We start from the raw sequence: 14,517 nt of genomic DNA, 5'->3' as shown, positions 1-14,517 counted from the left end.
CCGATCGGAAACGCAGAAGGGCTCGCACAGCGATGAGCGCCGAGGATCTCGAGAAGTACGAGACCGAGATGGAGCTGCAGCTCTACAAGGAGTACCGCGACATCGTCGGGCAGTTCACCTATGTCGTGGAGACCGAACGGCGCTTCTACCTGGCCAACGCGGTGGACGTGCAGGTGCGCAACTCCGACTCGGAGGTCTACTTCGAGGTGGCGATGTCGGACGCGTGGGTGTGGGACATGTACCGCCCGGCGCGCTTCGTCAAGAACGTCCGGGTGATCACGTTCAAGGACGTCAACGTGGAGGAGCTGGACAAGCCGGATCTCCGGTTGCCGGAGAGCGGTCCGTTCGGTTCCTGAGCTCAGCACCGGATCAGCTGCTCGGGCGGTCGTCTTCAAGACGGCCGCCCGAGCTTTTTTGTGCGCGCGCTCGGCCCAGCTCGCCCCGTGAACTCCGTGGACCTGCAGCTGCGGACACGCCGGTGGCGTGTCGTGCCTTCGGTGCGTTCCTGGCCATATGTCCGGTGAACTGAGCTGATCGGCTGCAGTTTTCCGCTGTTTTCTGGCCGATCGGCTGTATTCGCAGATTCTTTTTCGCGTTCTCCCGTGGTTTTTCAGCGCTTCCCACTCATTCGTGTGAGCCGAGTTTTCCACAGGTGATCCATCTGGCCGGGAATGCCGAAATGTGCTGGCGATCGGCGTGATTTTCGGGATCATCGGAGACATCCACCCGTTCTCGGATCCGTTGTCGTGCTGCGGGAAAACCCCTCGCGAACGCCGACCGGTGCTGTCCGAGCGCGGGAAGTCCCGCAACGCCAGGCCGAGGAGGAAGTCGTGCGCCGCAAGAAGATCGTGGGCCCGCTGAGCGATGTCAGCGCTGGTGACGGCCGGCATGCGCTGGGGCTGGAGGGGGAGCGGTTAGCCGCCGGATTGCTGGAACACCGGGGAATGACCGTGCTGGACCGGAATTGGCGGTGCCCGCACGGAGAACTCGACATCGTCGCAGCGGACGGCGAATCCGTGGTGTTCTGCGAGGTGAAGACGCGTTCCGGAGTCGATTACGGCGGTCCGCGCTACGCGCTCAACGCGGAGAAGATCGGGCGAATTCGCAATGCCGCGCGGGCGTGGCTGGCCGAACGCGAATTGGTGGGGTGCTCGGTCCGGTTCGACTTCGTCTCGGTCCTGTGGCCCCCGGGGCAGCCGGTGCTCCTCCAGCACCTCGAGGGGGTGTTCTGAATGGCGTTGCGGCGGACCTGGGCGGTCGCGCTGTTCGGTGTGGACGGCGTGCTCGTCGAGATCGAAGCGGACGTGCGCAAGGGCGGCCTGCCGTCGTTGCAGCTGCTCGGCTTGCCCGACACCGCGTTGCAGGAGTCCAAGAACCGCGTGCGGGCGGCCATCCAGAACTGCCGGGAGGACTGGCCGGCGAGCTGCGTGACGCTCGCGCTGTCCCCGGCCGCGCTGCCCAAGGCCGGGACCTCCTACGACCTGGCCCTGGCCTGCGCGGTGCTGGCCGGGGCGGAGCTGGTGCCGCCGCACCGGCTGGCCGGAACGGTGCTGTTCGGAGAACTGGCGCTGGACGGCCGGATCCGCCCGGTGCGCGGCCTGCTGCCCGCCTTGCTGGCCGCGCGGAAGGAGAACATGCGCCGGGCGGTGGTGCCGGCCGAGTGCCTGGGCGAGGCGCTCCTGGTGGACGGCATCGAGGTGCTGGGCGCGACGCACCTGCGCGACGTGGTGGCCTGGCTGCGCGAACTCGGCGACCTGGCCCGACATCCGCCGCCGGTGGACGAGCTTCCGGTCGAGGACGCGCCGGACCTCGCCGATGTGCTCGGTCAGCCCGAGGCGCGCTGGGCGCTCGAGGTCGCTGCGGCGGGCGGACACCACCTGCTGATGATCGGTCCACCCGGTACGGGCAAGACCATGCTGGCCAAGCGGTTGTGCGGGCTTTTGCCGGACCTGAGCGGGACGGAGGCGCTGGAGGTGACGGCGATCCGGTCCGTGGCCGGTGACCTCTCCGGCTCGGCGTCCCTGGTGAGGACCCCGCCGTTCGTGGCGCCGCACGCGTCGCTGTCCGTCCCAGCGCTGATCGGCGGTGGCACGGGGCTGGCCAGGCCGGGCGCGGTCAGCAGGGCGCACCGAGGGGTTCTCCTCCTGGACGAGGCGTGCGAGCTCGGACCGAAGCGGTTGGAGGCGTTGCGCACGGCGTTGGAAGAAGGCGAGATCCGGCTGGCCCGGCGGGACGGAACCCTGCGCTATCCCGCGAGGTTCCAGCTGGTCCTGGCCACGAACCCCTGCCCGTGCGCGCCTGCCAGGGAACTCGATTGCCAGTGCCCGCCGCAGGTTCGGCGGCGCTACCTCGGCAAGCTGTCGGGCCCGCTGCTGGACCGGGTGGACCTGCGGGTGCGGATGCGCCCGATCACCGCGATGACCGTCCACAGTGGTGTCGAACCGGAGAGCACCGCCGTCGTGCGGGAGCGGGTGGCGCAGGCGCGGGCCTCCGCGCGGGAGCGGTGGTCCGAGCACGGCTGGCAGACCAACACCGAAGTCCCGGGACCGGTGCTGCGGCGCGAGTTCGCGCTGCCCCACGAGGTCACCGGATTGCTCGATCGCGGATTGGAGGTCGGGGCGATCACCGCCCGCGGCGCGGACCGGTGCCTGCGGGTGGCGTGGACGTTGGCCGACCTCGACGGCAAGGAGCGGCCCGACGCCGAGCACGTGGCGGCGGCGCTGGAGTTCCGGGACAGGAGGGCGGCTTGATGGCCGACTGGGCGAAGCTGGGTGCGAAGACCAAGCGAGAAGTGCTGCTGGCGAGGGCATTCCTGGCGGCGGTCGCCGAACCACCGGCGCCCGCGCTGGCCGGCTTCGTCGCCAGGCACGGCCCGCAGCGGGTGGTCGAGGCGATCCAGCGGGGGAAGGCACCGCCGGACGTGATGGCCGAGGTCGAGGCCCGGTGCGAGGACGTGTCCGCCGAGCAGCTGCTCGACGCGACGGAGGTAGCCGGTGCCCGGCTCGTGGTGCCTGAAGACGACGAGTGGCCGCACAGCGCCTTCGAGGACCTGGCCGGAGCGCGCGAAGTCGGGCTCCCGGAAGTGGCCGAGCCGATCGCGCTGTGGGTGCGCGGCAGAGCGGACCTGGCGACGGCGCTGGACCAGGCGGTCGCCGTCGTCGGTGCTCGAGCGGCCTCCGGCTACGGCGAGCACGTGTCGGCCGAGTTCGGCCACGGGCTGGCGCAAGCCGGGTTCACCGTGGTTTCCGGTGCTGCGTACGGCATCGACGGTGCGGCGCACCGGGGCGCCCTCGCCGCTGGTGGCAGGACAGTGGCGTTCCTGGCCTGCGGAGTCGATGTCGACTACCCGGCGGGGCACGGCCGTTTGCTGCGCGCGGTGGCCGAGCAAGGTGCGGTGGTCAGCGAGTACCCGCCAGGTACTTCGCCGCGGAAGCACCGCTTCCTGGTGCGCAACCGGCTGATCGCGGCTTCCGGCCGGGCTGCGGTCGTGGTGGAGGCCGGGGCGCGCAGCGGAGCGGGCAACACCGCGAACACGGCCGATTCGCTGGGGCGGCCCGTGCTTGCGGTGCCCGGACCGATCACCTCGAAGAACTCGGTGGGGTGCCACGGGATGGTGCGCTCGGGGCGAGCAGTGCTGGTCACCAGCATCGAGGAGGTCGTCGAGGCCGTCAGCCCCATCGGTTCGCCGGGACCGGTCGAAACCGTTGGAACGCACCGCCGGACCGACGGTCTGAAACCGCACGCCCAACGCCTGCACGACTCGTTGCGCGGCATGGAAGGGGCCAGCGCGGACGAACTCGCGCGGGACTGCGGCCTGCCGCTGGGTGAAGTGCGGGCGCTGCTCCCGGAGCTGGAGATGTCCGGGTTCGCGGTTCGCTCGGATCGGGGGTGGTCGGTCGCACGATGAGGTCACATCTGCGACACCGGTGGCTGAGCAGCTGATCGCGGTCGAGTGATCATGATTCGGCGTGGCGATGCTTGACCGGTGGCGGTGCAAGGGCCAGCGTCAGAGGCATGCCCCGAGCCCGTTCCACCGAACCGCGAAGACCCGATTTCCGCGCGGTTCGGGCGAAACTGCCCGAGCCGCTCGGTGCTGCGGTCGACGGGTTCGAGCGGCACCTCGCCGCCGAACGCGGGCTGTCGGTGCACACCGTTCGGGGCTACGTGGGCGACGTCGTTTCGCTGCTCGACCACCTGTCCGGGGCGGCCGGTCGGGAAACCCTCGCGGAGCTGGACATTTCCGTGCTCCGCGAGTGGTTGTCGGCCCAGCACGCGCAGGGTGCGAGCCGCTCGACGATGGCTCGACGCACGGCTGCCGCCCGCACCTTCACGGCGTGGGCGCTGCGCTCCGAGCTGCTGCCGAGCGATCCCGGGCCGCGGCTCGCCGTGCCGGCCAAGCCGCGGAAGTTGCCTGCAGTGCTGCGCGCCGACCAGGCGGGTGCGGCGATGCAGGCCTCCGCGACCGGAGCCGACCAGGGCGATCCGGTCGCGCTGCGTGATCACGCGGTGCTCGAACTTCTGTACGCCACAGGGGTTCGCGTCGCCGAGCTGTGCGGGTTGGACGTCGACGACGTGGACCGCGAACGCCGGGTGATCCGGGTGATCGGCAAAGGTGACAAGGAACGCGTTGTGCCGTTCGGCCTACCCGCGGATGATGCGCTCGACCGGTGGATCACCGCTGGACGGCCGAACCTGGTCCGAGCGGGCTCCGGTGCCGCGCTGTTCCTGGGTGTTCGAGGTGGACGGCTCGACCCGCGCACGGTGCGACGAGCAGTGCACGACGCGGTCGGGACCGTTTCCGGTGCACCGGACGTCGGACCGCACGGCATGCGGCATTCAGCGGCGACCCATTTGCTGGAAGGCGGTGCGGACCTCCGTAGCGTTCAGGAGTTGCTTGGTCACGCTACGCTCGCAACGACCCAGCTTTACACCCACGTGACCGTTGAACGGCTGAAGGCGATCCATGACCGAACCCACCCCCGTTCCTGACCATGCCGGGGGCGGCGCCGACACGGTGGCCGCGAGACCGAACTCGGCGCCGGTGACCGCCCGTGAGCGAGGCAGCTCGACGAACGGTCACGCGCACGAGTCCGTGCGACGCCGCGGGCTGGCCCTGGCGGCCGAAGCCGCGGCCGCCGCGGACGGGGACCAGCGCAGCGGCGACGAAGTCGAAGCGGGCATCGTCGCGCTCTGGCAGGCGTTCGGCGAACGGCGCGACCAGGAGCTGCGCGACCGCTTGGTGCTGCACTACGCGCCGCTGGTCAAGTACGTGGCGGGCCGGGTGGGCACCGGGCTGCCCTCGCACGTCGAGATCTCCGACCTGATCCAGTCCGGCATCTTCGGCCTGGTCGACGCGATCGAGAAGTTCGAGCCCGAACGGGGCCTGAAGTTCGAGACCTACGCGATGCAGCGCATCCGCGGCGCGATCCTGGACGACCTGCGGGCCCAGGACTGGGTCCCCCGATCGGTGCGCAGCCGGGCCAGGGACGTCGAGCGGGCACTGGAACGCTTGGAAGCGAAGCTGCAGCGCACGGCCACCGACGCCGAACTCGCCGCCGAGCTGGAGCTGTCCCTCGACGAGCTCCGCGAGCTGTTCGCCCAGCTGCAGATGACCAGCGTGGTCGCGCTCGACGACCTGATCGGTGCCGGGCCGATGCAGGCCTCGCTGGCCGAAACGCTGCCCGACGACCGGGCCGAAGACCCGGTGGCGGCCCTGGTCGACCGGGACAGCAGGCGCCAGCTCGCCGAGGCGGTGGAACGCCTGAGCGAACGCGACAGGGTGGTGGTCACGCTCTACTACTTCGAGAACCTCACCCTCGCCGAGATCGGCAAGGTCCTGGGCGTGACGGAATCCCGCGTCTGCCAGCTCCACACGAGGGCAGTGCTCCGCCTGCGCACCAAGTTGACCGAAGCCTGAGCCTTCCTGCGGCGTTCTGCCCGTGGGGTTGGGAGGTGGCGGTTCTCGGCGAACCGCCACCTCTCGTCGTCAGTCCCAGGGGAGCAGGCGGACGTGACCCCCGCCCAGGAGGCGGAGCGGGTCCAGGTACGTCAGGTGTTGGCGGGCTCCCCAGTGCAGGCAGGCATTCGGGGGTTGTGCCGTGCACTCGGGATGGCCTGGTTCGAGGTAGCCGATCGGTTGGCCGCGGGTGACCTGGTCGCCGACCGCCGCCGTCGGGCGGACCGGTTCGTAAGTGGTGCGCAGGCCGGGCGGGTGTTCGATCGAGACCAGGTTCCGACCGGCCACTTGGCCGGCGAAGACGACCACGCCGTCACCGGCCGCCAGGACCTGCTGGTCGACCTCGCCGACCAGGTCCACTCCGCGATGACCTGGTCCGTAGGCGTGCTCCGGGGATTCGAACGGGCGCGCGACGGCGGGTGGCGGGGCCAGCGGCCAGCCGAACTGGCCCTCCGCGGTTCTCGAGGACGCTGCCGGGGCGGGCCGGGCGACCGGTTCGGGTGCGGTGGACAGGCCGATCGCAGCGGTGGCGATACCGGTGCAGAGCAGGGCAGACGTGATCAACTGGCGCATGCCCCCACAGTGGCCGCGCACCGGGGCCGGCAACAGGGGGAAGCGGAAATCTGTGGACAAGCCGGGCTGGTGTGGACAACTCGCACTCCACGATCGGGTCAGCCGCCGCGTCGAGTACACTGTTGGCGCGGTTTCGTGTCCGCACGGACCGACTTCGCGTGCCCGCACACCACGCCTGCGCAGGTGACCGGACTTCCGGTCGGCCACCGGGTGGCTCAGTACCGAGTTCAACACCTCGGACGCTGCTGCCCCCAGCAGGGTGCCGGTGCCCCGCGGTCCCGCGCTCCTCGTGAGCCGGGTGGGGTGGCCGGGAGCGGGTGCCAGGGCGGCGGGTCACCCGGCTCGTCGCAGCAACCGAATCGCGCGCCGACCGGCGCGCCCGACCCACGAGGTGCGAATCAGGCCATGGCCGTCGTCACCATGAAGCAGCTGCTCGACAGCGGCGTGCACTTCGGGCACCAGACCCGTCGCTGGAACCCGAAGATGAAGCGCTACATCTTCACCGAGCGCAACGGCATCTACATCATCGACCTGCAGCAGACGCTGACCTACATCGACGGAGCGTTCGACTTCGTCAAGCAGACGGTCGCGCACGGCGGGACGATCCTGTTCGTCGGCACCAAGAAGCAGGCGCAGGAAGCGATCGCCGAGCAGGCCCAGCGGGTCGGCATGCCGTACGTGAACCAGCGCTGGCTGGGTGGCATGCTCACCAACTTCCAGACCGTCCACAAGCGTCTGCAGCGTCTCAAGGAGCTTGAGACCATGGAGCAGACCGGGGGCTTCGAGGGCCGCACCAAGAAGGAAATCTTGATGCTGACCCGCGAGAAGGACAAGCTCGAGAAGACCCTCGGCGGTATCCGCGACATGAGCAAGGTGCCCAGCGCCGTGTGGATCGTGGACACCAAGAAGGAGCACATCGCCGTCGGCGAGGCTCGCAAGCTGGGCATCCCGGTCGTCGCGATCCTCGACACCAACTGCGACCCGGACGAGGTCGACTACCCGATCCCGGGCAACGACGACGCGATCCGCTCCGCCGCCCTGCTGACCCGCGTGGTCGCCGACGGTGTCGCCCAGGGCCTGATGGCCCGCAGCGGCCGCACCAACGGCGCCCCGGAGGGCGAGGAGAAGCCGGCCGGTGGCGAGCCGCTGGCCGAGTGGGAGAAGGAGCTGCTGGCCGGTTCCGGCCAGGCCGCCGAGGGCGGCGAGCAGCCCGCGCAGTCCTGATCCACCGCGCCCCGCGTCCGGCTTCGGACGCGGGGCGCGATCAGGCTGCTTGCCAGTCACACTTGAGGGCGTGATCGCCCGAGTCGGGCACCGGTTCCCGCCGAGCGGATCGGACGCCGCGGGACCGCTGCCCGCCAGCAAGACCTTCTAAGCTTCGTAACAAGAGGGACGGATAACGCACGATGGCGAACTTCAGTGCGGCCGACGTCAAGCGTCTTCGCGAGCTGACCGGCGCCGGAATGATGGACTGCAAGAAGGCGCTCGACCAGAACGACGGCGACTTCGACAAGGCCGTCGAGAGCCTCCGCATCAAGGGTGCCAAGGACGTCGGCAAGCGCGCCGAGCGCGCCACCGCCGAGGGCCTGGTCGCCGCTGACGGCGGTGTGCTGATCGAGCTGAACAGCGAGACGGACTTCGTCGCCAAGAACGACGAGTTCATCCAGCTGGCCAACAAGATCGCGGCTGCCGCCCGGGCCGCCGGTGCCGGTGACCTGGAGAGCGCGCTGGCCGCGGACCTCGACGGCAAGCCCGTCTCCGAGGTCATCCAGGAACTGTCCGCCAAGATCGGCGAGAAGCTGGAGCTGCGCCGGGTCACCAAGTTCGACGGTGCCGTGGCCACCTACCTGCACCGCCGCTCCTCGGACCTGCCGCCGGCCGTCGGCGTGCTGGTCGAGTACACCGGTGACGACGCGGAGGCCGCTCGCGGCGCCGCGATGCAGGTCGCCGCGCTCAAGCCGAAGTACCTGAGCCGCGACGACGTCCCGGAAGACCTGGTCGCCAACGAGCGCCGGATCGCCGAGGAGACCGCGAAGGCGGAGGGCAAGCCGGAGAAGGCGCTGCCGAAGATCGTCGAGGGTCGCCTGAACGGCTTCTTCAAGGAGAACTGCCTGCTGGACCAGCCGTCCGTGCAGGACAACAAGAAGACCGTCAAGGCGCTGCTGGACGAGGCCGGCGTGACGGTCACCGGCTTCGCCCGGTTCGAGGTCGGCCAGGCCTGACCTGCTGCTGCGAGCGGTCTGCCGGGATCGCACCCAGTGGTGTACCACCTGCTCACCTGATCTGGTGAGCAGGTGGACCTGGCAGCCGCCAGACGCGGCTTCGGCGCCCCGCCTTCGTGAAGGCGGGGCGCTTTCGCAAGAGAGCACCCCGCGTCGACGAGCGGTTGAGATGCTCGGCGTGCTCGACTGAACTGGACGTCAGGTGGCTCGCCACCTGCGGGTTCTCATGCGTCTTCTCGAGGGCGGCCGCGTCCCGGCCGAGAAGGCGCATGAGGTTCCGCCAGGTGCCACCAACGCGAATTGATCACAGACCGCTAAGAACCTCGCAGGAGGAATCAGTGACCGACGAGGGCCCGACGCAGCGCGGTTATGGACGAGTGCTGCTCAAACTGGGCGGTGAGATGTTCGGCGGGGGCAGCGTCGGAATCGACCCGGACGTGGTCGGCACGGTCGCCCGGCAGATCGCCGAGATCGTCGCCGATGGTGTCGAGGTGGCCATCGTGATCGGTGGCGGCAACTTCTTCCGCGGCGCTGAGCTGCAGCAACGCGGTATGGAGCGAGCCCGCGGCGACTACATGGCCATGCTGGGCACCGTGATGAACTGCCTGGCGCTGCAGGACTTCCTGGAGCGCGAGCACGGCATCGACACCCGCGTGATGACTGCGATCGACATGGGCCAGGTGGCCGAGCCCTACATCCCGCGCCGCGCCATGCGGCACATGGAGAAGGGCCGCGTGGTGATCTTCGGTGCCGGCACCGGGATGCCGTACTTCTCCACCGACACCACCGCGGCGCAGCGCGCGCTGGAGATCGGCTGCGAGGTCGTGCTGATGGCCAAGGCCGTCGACGGCGTCTACACCGCGGACCCGAAGACCACTCCGGACGCGAAGCTGTTCGACAGCATCACGCACCGCGAGGTGCTGGAGCGCGGCCTGAAGGTCGCCGACGCGACCGCGTTCAGCCTCTGCATGGACAACGCCATGCCGATCCTGGTCTTCAACCTGCTGGAAGAGGGCAACATCGCCCGCGCCGTGGGTGGGGAGAAGATCGGCACGTTGGTCAGCACCCCGGCCGCCGCGTCGGCCTGACGGTGCTGGATCCTGATCTGGTCGCGGGCCCGCCGTGGGACGGCGGCGCACCGCGCGCCACACTTGCAATGTCCACCGGTCGGCACAGACTTAAGGAGCAGCCGTGATCGACGAAGCTCTTCTCGAAGGCGAGGAGAAGATGCAAAAGGCGGTGGAGCGGGCCAAGGACGAACTGGCCACCGTTCGCACCGGCCGCGCGAACCCCGCGATGTTCTCCGGCATCGTCGTCGAGTACTACGGTTCGCCGACTCCGTTGAACCAGCTGGCCAGCGTTTCCGTGCCGGAGGCGCGGCTGGTGGTCATCAAGCCCTACGACGCCAGCCAGCTGGCGGCGATGGAGAAGGCGATCCGCGACTCCGACCTGGGTGTGAACCCGTCGAACGACGGTCAGCTCATCCGGGTGGCGATCCCGCAGATGACCGAGGAGCGCCGCAAGGAGATGGTCAAGCTCGCCAAGACCAAGGGCGAGGAAGGCAAGGTCAGCGTCCGCGGCGTTCGCCGCAAGGTGAAGGAAGAGATCGACCGGATCGTCAAGGACGGCGAGGCCGGCGAGGACGAGGGCACCCGGGGTGAGAAGGAGCTCGACAACCTCACCCACCGCTACACCGCCCAGATCGACGACCTTGTGAAGCACAAGGAAGCGGAACTGCTCGAGGTCTGAGTGGTGACGGCCGGCCAATGCGAAGGTGAGTCCGGAATGTCCGCTGACACCCCGGACCCGCCTTCGCGTCCTTCCCGGGCCGGACGCGATCTCCGTGCCGCCATCGGCGTCGGGGTAGTGCTCGGCGCCGCGATCATCCTCTCGTTGCTGATGGTGCGCTTCGTGTTCATCGGCATCGTCGCTGCTGCGGTGGCGGTTTCCAGCGTGGAGCTGGCCAGCGCGTTCAAACGCGGCGCCGACATCAGGGTTTCGCTCGTCCCCGTGCTGGTGGGCGGGCAAGCCATGGTGTGGCTGTCCTGGCCGTTCGGGCTGCGCGGCGCGCTGGTCGCCTTCGCGATCACCGTGCTGGCCTGCCTGGCCTGGCGGTTCCGGCACGGGGTCGACGGCTACGTGCGGGACGTGACGTCATCGGTGTTCACCGCTGCGTACGTCCCGCTGTTCGCCGCGTTCGCCGCGATGCTGGTGCGGCCGGAGGACGGCGCGTTCCGCGCGCTGTGCTTCATGATCGGTGTCGTCGCTTCCGACACCGGTGGTTACGCGTTCGGCGTGCTGTTCGGCAAGCACCCGATGGCGCCGAACATCAGCCCGAAGAAGTCCTGGGAGGGCTTCGCGGGCTCGATGCTGACCGGCGTGGTGGCCGGCGCGCTGTCGGTGAGCCTGATGCTCGGCGGCCAGTGGTGGATGGGCGTGCTGTTCGGCGCGGCCCTGGTGTGCACCTCGACGCTGGGCGACCTGATGGAGTCGCTGATCAAGCGGGACCTCGGCATCAAGGACATGGGCAACCTATTGCCCGGCCACGGAGGCCTGATGGACCGCATGGACTCGCTCCTCCCATCCGCGGCAGCCGCGTGGATGATCCTCTTCTGGCTGATCCCGTCCTGATGATCGGCTGGCGGAAACCGGCTCGGCCGCAGGTGACGCCGAGCCCCAACATCTGGCACTGGCCGGAGCTGTTCGAGATCGAGAACCGGGCGCAGGACGCCACCGGCGCGTTGTGGAGCGCGCTGCGGGAGCGTTGCGACTGGGTTGATCGGGACGTCGTCGACATCGGTTGCGGCGACGGCTTCCACCTGCCGCTCTTCGCCGCCGAGGCGCGCACCGTGATCGGTGTCGAGCCGCATCCGCCGCTGGTCGAGCAGGCGCGTCGCCGGGTGGCCGGAATCCCCGGTGTGGACGTTCGGCAGGCGCCTGCGCAGCAGCTGCCGCTGGCCGATGCCAGCGCGGACCTGGTGCACGCGCGGACGGCCTACTTCTTCGGCCCCGGCTGCGAGCCGGGGCTGGCCGAGGCGGAGCGAGTGCTGCGCCCGGGCGGCGTGATCGCGATCGTCGACCTGGACGCTGCGAGCTCGCCGTACGGGGACTGGATGCGGGCGGACGCGCCGCAGGTCGATCCGGTCGCGATCGAGTCGTTCTTCCAGCTCCACGACTTCGAGAGCACCTCGGTGGACACCGTGTGGCGCTTCGACGACCGCGAGTCCCTCGAAGCGGTCCTGGGCATCGAGTTCTCCGCGAAGGTCGCCGCCCGCGCGGCCCGCGAAACCGCCGGCTGCACGGTCCCGGTCGGCTACCGCGTCCGGATCCGCCGGAAGCCGACCACCCTCCTGATGCCCTGAACCCTGCCGATCACTCGCCGGTGCGCTGGGCCGTGTCGATGACGAAGAAGGTCGCGCCCACGACGTCCTGGAGCAGGGCGAGGCGGCCGTGCGGGGAGTCCGAGGGTTCGCGCAGGACCTTGCCGCCGAGCTCGACCGCCTTCGCGGTCGCCTCATCGGTGTTGTGGTCCGGGTTGACCTGGAAGTACAGCTGCCAGTGCGCGGGCACGTCCTCGGGCAGCGTGAGGCTGGTCTCGTAGCGGCCCACGGTCGGCTGGTCGTCGACGTACCAGACGGTGTAGTCGAACCCGTCGCCCGGCTCGCCGATCTGCTCCTGGCGGTAGCCCAGCAGGTCCGCGTAGAACGGGTCGGCGGCGGAGCCGTCACGGGTGTGCAGCTCGGCCCAGCAGAGCATCCCGGCGTGGTCCCGGCCGAACGTGCCGTTGGGCGGTGCTTCCCAGAGGCCGACCACCGCGCCGGTGGGGTCCTCGGCGACCAGGAACATCTCGTCCGCGGGCGTTTCCGTGGGTGGGACCAGCACTTTCCCGCCCAGAGCTCGGACGTGTTCCACCGCGCGGCGGGCCGATCCGCACTCCAGGTACAGCGTCCAGGCGGTCGGCGCCTCGACCTCGGGCGGCAGCACGCCGGCGACCGGCTTGTGCTCCTTCAACGCGATGTTGTAGTCCGGCCGCTGGATCCAGTGCCAGCCGAACAGACCGGTGTAGAAGTCCCGGACCTCGGACACCTGGTGGGTGGCCAGGTCCACCCAGGCGGGCGCGCCCTTTGCGATGGCCATCGCTCCTCCTCCGGCGCTCCGCGGGGCTCCGCATCGACCCCGGCTACCTCGGAGGGTGACCGGCGTCCCGGCCGGGAAAACCCCGGCGGTCGATCAAGCGGAGCACTGTCACCCGGTGGCGTTACTTTTCGGTGCCCCTACCGCAATCGAACGCCCCCGAATGACGCCTTGATCCTGGACCGTCCACGTGATCGACTAGGAGTGGTCACTCAGCGTGCGGATCAGCGTGTCGGGGTGCCCGATCGTGCAAGCACCCGGGGGTACAGGAGCAGCCATGGCCAACCGCGCGGCGAAGCCGGTCACCGCGGGCTTGAGCCGGCTCGCGGAGCTGGACCGCCGGGAGCGCAGCCGGATCCTGCGGCAGCTGTGCGAGCAGTACCCCGCGTTCCGCTCGATGCTGAAGCAGGTGTCCATCGCCCGCGGGGTGGCCTTCGGATCCGCCCTGGTGCTGGCCGTCGCGGTGATGTTCCTGGTGCAGGGCGCGCCGGTGCTGTGGGTGTCCGGTCTGGTGTTCATCGGTCTGGCCGGGTTCTGCTACGTCGCGGTCGCGCTGACCGACAGCCGGTTCGACCTGCTGCTGGCGGTCCTGGGCGCGCACCGGACCGACGAGCTGCACGGCCGGTTGGTGACCGAGCAGGTCTACGGCGAGGAGCCGGCCGAGCAGCCGGAACGCGCTCGCGTGGTGACCGCCCGCACGGTGGGCCCGCGGTTCACCGACGGCTCACCGGTGCACGCTGATCGATAGCGCCGCGGCGATCTCGTTGCCCACGAAGTGCGTTTCGTCGTTCGGGGGTTCGCCGACGCGCACCACCAGCGGCCCGCCGAACGGCTTGCGCTCCACGACCTCGATGCGCGAGCCCAGCGTCATGCCGTGCTCGGTGAGGTAGCGCAGCAGTTCCGAATCGGTGTCCCAGACCCGCGCGATGGTGCCGATCGAGCCGGGCTCGACCTGGTCCAGCAGCTTCGTCGCCGGTTCTTCCATCCGGCCGTCCGCGGTCGGGATCGGGTCGCCGTGCGGGTCGTGGGTGGGGTTGCCGAGCTTGGCCGCGATGTGCGCGATGAGCTCGTCGGACACCGCGTGCTCCAAGGCGTCGGCCTCGCGGTGCACCGCGTCCCAGCTGTAGTTCAGCTCCTCGACGAGGAACAGCTCGATCAGCCGGTGCCTGCGCAGCACGTCGTGGGCCAGGCGGCGGCCTTCCGGGGTCAGCTCGACGCTGCGGTAGCGGACGTGGGTGACCAGGCCGAGCTGGTCCAGCTTGTTGATCATCCCGGACACCGAGGACGGGCTCAGCCCGAGACGCTGCGTCAGGGTTGCGTTGGTGACGGGCACGCCCCGCTCGCTGAGCCCGTATATCGCCCGGAGGTAGTCCTCGACGGACGGCGACGGACGCTCGGCCATACTCGTCATACTTTCACGATACGGGCGCCTGCGGTGCGTTTATGACGGTGGTTGGCCAGCGCTGCCCACGAGTCCGGTGTTCGCGCGCCCGGCGGCGAGCCCGCGGCGGCGCACCGCCCGCGCGATCAAGCCCTGTTCCGGCGCACCGAGGTAGACCAGCGCGAACACCACGGCCTGGCACACCACGATCATGCCGCCGGTCGAGGTGTCCAGGTGGAAGCTCAGGTAGG

The 14,517-nt window shown here is 69.8% G+C and carries 16 protein-coding genes and 1 pseudogene; 13 read left to right on the top strand and 4 right to left on the bottom strand.

Going from position 1 to position 14,517, the window contains the following annotated elements; genetic code table 11:
- Positions 1 to 32: 32 nt before the first annotated feature.
- From OU415_RS30600 to whiG, 6 genes are all read left to right on the top strand, one after another.
- Positions 33 to 356: a DUF2469 domain-containing protein gene (locus OU415_RS30600; RefSeq protein WP_009943624.1), complete on the top strand. Its 324-nt coding sequence runs from the start codon at positions 33 to 35 to the stop codon at positions 354 to 356.
- A gap of 474 nt (positions 357 to 830) precedes the next feature.
- Entirely contained in the window at positions 831 to 1,232 is a 402-nt protein-coding gene (locus tag OU415_RS30595) for a YraN family protein (protein WP_270952882.1), read from the top strand.
- Entirely contained in the window at positions 1,233 to 2,750 is a 1,518-nt protein-coding gene (locus tag OU415_RS30590; RefSeq protein ID WP_270952881.1) for a YifB family Mg chelatase-like AAA ATPase, read from the top strand.
- Positions 2,750 to 3,907, top strand: a complete 1,158-nt coding sequence (dprA, locus tag OU415_RS30585; RefSeq protein WP_270952880.1) for a DNA-processing protein DprA — start codon at positions 2,750 to 2,752, stop codon at positions 3,905 to 3,907. Before OU415_RS30590 ends, dprA begins: the two co-directional genes overlap by 1 nt.
- 107 nt (positions 3,908 to 4,014) lie before the next feature.
- Positions 4,015 to 4,989: a tyrosine recombinase XerC gene (locus tag OU415_RS30580; RefSeq protein WP_270952879.1), complete on the top strand. Its 975-nt coding sequence runs from the start codon at positions 4,015 to 4,017 to the stop codon at positions 4,987 to 4,989.
- Complete coding sequence (gene whiG / locus OU415_RS30575) at positions 4,964 to 5,917, top strand: RNA polymerase sigma factor WhiG (protein ID WP_270952878.1); 954 nt, start codon at positions 4,964 to 4,966, stop codon at positions 5,915 to 5,917. Before OU415_RS30580 ends, whiG begins: the two co-directional genes overlap by 26 nt.
- A gap of 69 nt (positions 5,918 to 5,986) precedes the next feature.
- Here the strand turns inward: whiG and OU415_RS30570 are convergent, their stop codons facing one another.
- A complete protein-coding gene (locus OU415_RS30570) occupies positions 5,987 to 6,529 on the bottom strand; it encodes a M23 family metallopeptidase (RefSeq protein ID WP_270952876.1) in 543 nt (180 codons plus the stop codon).
- A 405-nt stretch (positions 6,530 to 6,934) separates the two neighbouring features.
- Here OU415_RS30570 and rpsB point away from each other — a divergent pair, with 405 nt between their 5' ends.
- The 6 genes from rpsB (at position 6,935) to OU415_RS30540 (ending at position 12,113) form a co-directional block, all read left to right on the top strand.
- A complete protein-coding gene (gene rpsB, locus OU415_RS30565) occupies positions 6,935 to 7,753 on the top strand; it encodes a 30S ribosomal protein S2 (protein WP_270952874.1) in 819 nt (272 codons plus the stop codon).
- A 182-nt stretch (positions 7,754 to 7,935) separates the two neighbouring features.
- Positions 7,936 to 8,751 (top strand): translation elongation factor Ts, encoded by an 816-nt coding sequence (gene tsf / locus OU415_RS30560; RefSeq protein ID WP_270952872.1) that lies wholly within the window; start codon positions 7,936 to 7,938, stop codon positions 8,749 to 8,751.
- A 338-nt stretch (positions 8,752 to 9,089) separates the two neighbouring features.
- Positions 9,090 to 9,839: a UMP kinase gene (gene pyrH / locus OU415_RS30555; RefSeq protein WP_270952870.1), complete on the top strand. Its 750-nt coding sequence runs from the start codon at positions 9,090 to 9,092 to the stop codon at positions 9,837 to 9,839.
- 103 nt (positions 9,840 to 9,942) lie between these two features.
- The gene (gene frr / locus OU415_RS30550; protein WP_270952868.1) at positions 9,943 to 10,500 is read left to right on the top strand and encodes a ribosome recycling factor; all 558 of its coding nucleotides are present in this window, start codon (positions 9,943 to 9,945) and stop codon (positions 10,498 to 10,500) included.
- Positions 10,501 to 10,536: 36 nt separating this feature from the next.
- A complete protein-coding gene (locus OU415_RS30545; RefSeq protein WP_270952867.1) occupies positions 10,537 to 11,382 on the top strand; it encodes a phosphatidate cytidylyltransferase in 846 nt (281 codons plus the stop codon).
- A complete protein-coding gene (locus OU415_RS30540) occupies positions 11,382 to 12,113 on the top strand; it encodes a class I SAM-dependent methyltransferase (protein WP_270952911.1) in 732 nt (243 codons plus the stop codon). The genes OU415_RS30545 and OU415_RS30540 overlap by 1 nt, the downstream gene beginning before the upstream one ends.
- Positions 12,114 to 12,123: 10 nt before the next feature.
- Here OU415_RS30540 and OU415_RS30535 read toward each other — a convergent pair whose 3' ends face one another.
- The gene (locus OU415_RS30535) at positions 12,124 to 12,888 is read right to left on the bottom strand and encodes a VOC family protein (RefSeq protein ID WP_270952865.1); all 765 of its coding nucleotides are present in this window, start codon (positions 12,886 to 12,888) and stop codon (positions 12,124 to 12,126) included.
- A 274-nt stretch (positions 12,889 to 13,162) separates the two neighbouring features.
- Here OU415_RS30535 and OU415_RS30530 point away from each other — a divergent pair, with 274 nt between their 5' ends.
- On the top strand, positions 13,163 to 13,633 hold the full coding sequence (locus OU415_RS30530) for a hypothetical protein (RefSeq protein ID WP_270952864.1): 471 nt from the start codon (positions 13,163 to 13,165) through the stop codon (positions 13,631 to 13,633).
- On the opposite strand, the gene OU415_RS30525 is transcribed toward OU415_RS30530, so the two are convergent.
- Both OU415_RS30525 and OU415_RS30520 read right to left on the bottom strand, forming a co-directional pair.
- On the bottom strand, positions 13,610 to 14,287 hold the full coding sequence (locus tag OU415_RS30525; RefSeq protein WP_408641940.1) for a metal-dependent transcriptional regulator: 678 nt from the start codon (positions 14,285 to 14,287) through the stop codon (positions 13,610 to 13,612). The two genes, OU415_RS30530 and OU415_RS30525, sit on opposite strands and share 24 nt — an antisense overlap.
- Before the next feature lie 39 nt (positions 14,288 to 14,326).
- A pseudogene (locus OU415_RS30520) lies at positions 14,327 to 14,517 on the bottom strand (hypothetical protein); the annotation flags it as partial.

Origin of the sequence: Saccharopolyspora oryzae, from assembly GCF_027853915.1 — a bacterium.
In the GTDB taxonomy this organism is placed as follows: Bacteria; Actinomycetota; Actinomycetes; order Mycobacteriales; family Pseudonocardiaceae; genus Saccharopolyspora; species Saccharopolyspora oryzae.
The sequence above is the reverse complement of the archived record's forward strand: the minus strand, read 5'-3'. Positions and strand labels throughout refer to the sequence as shown.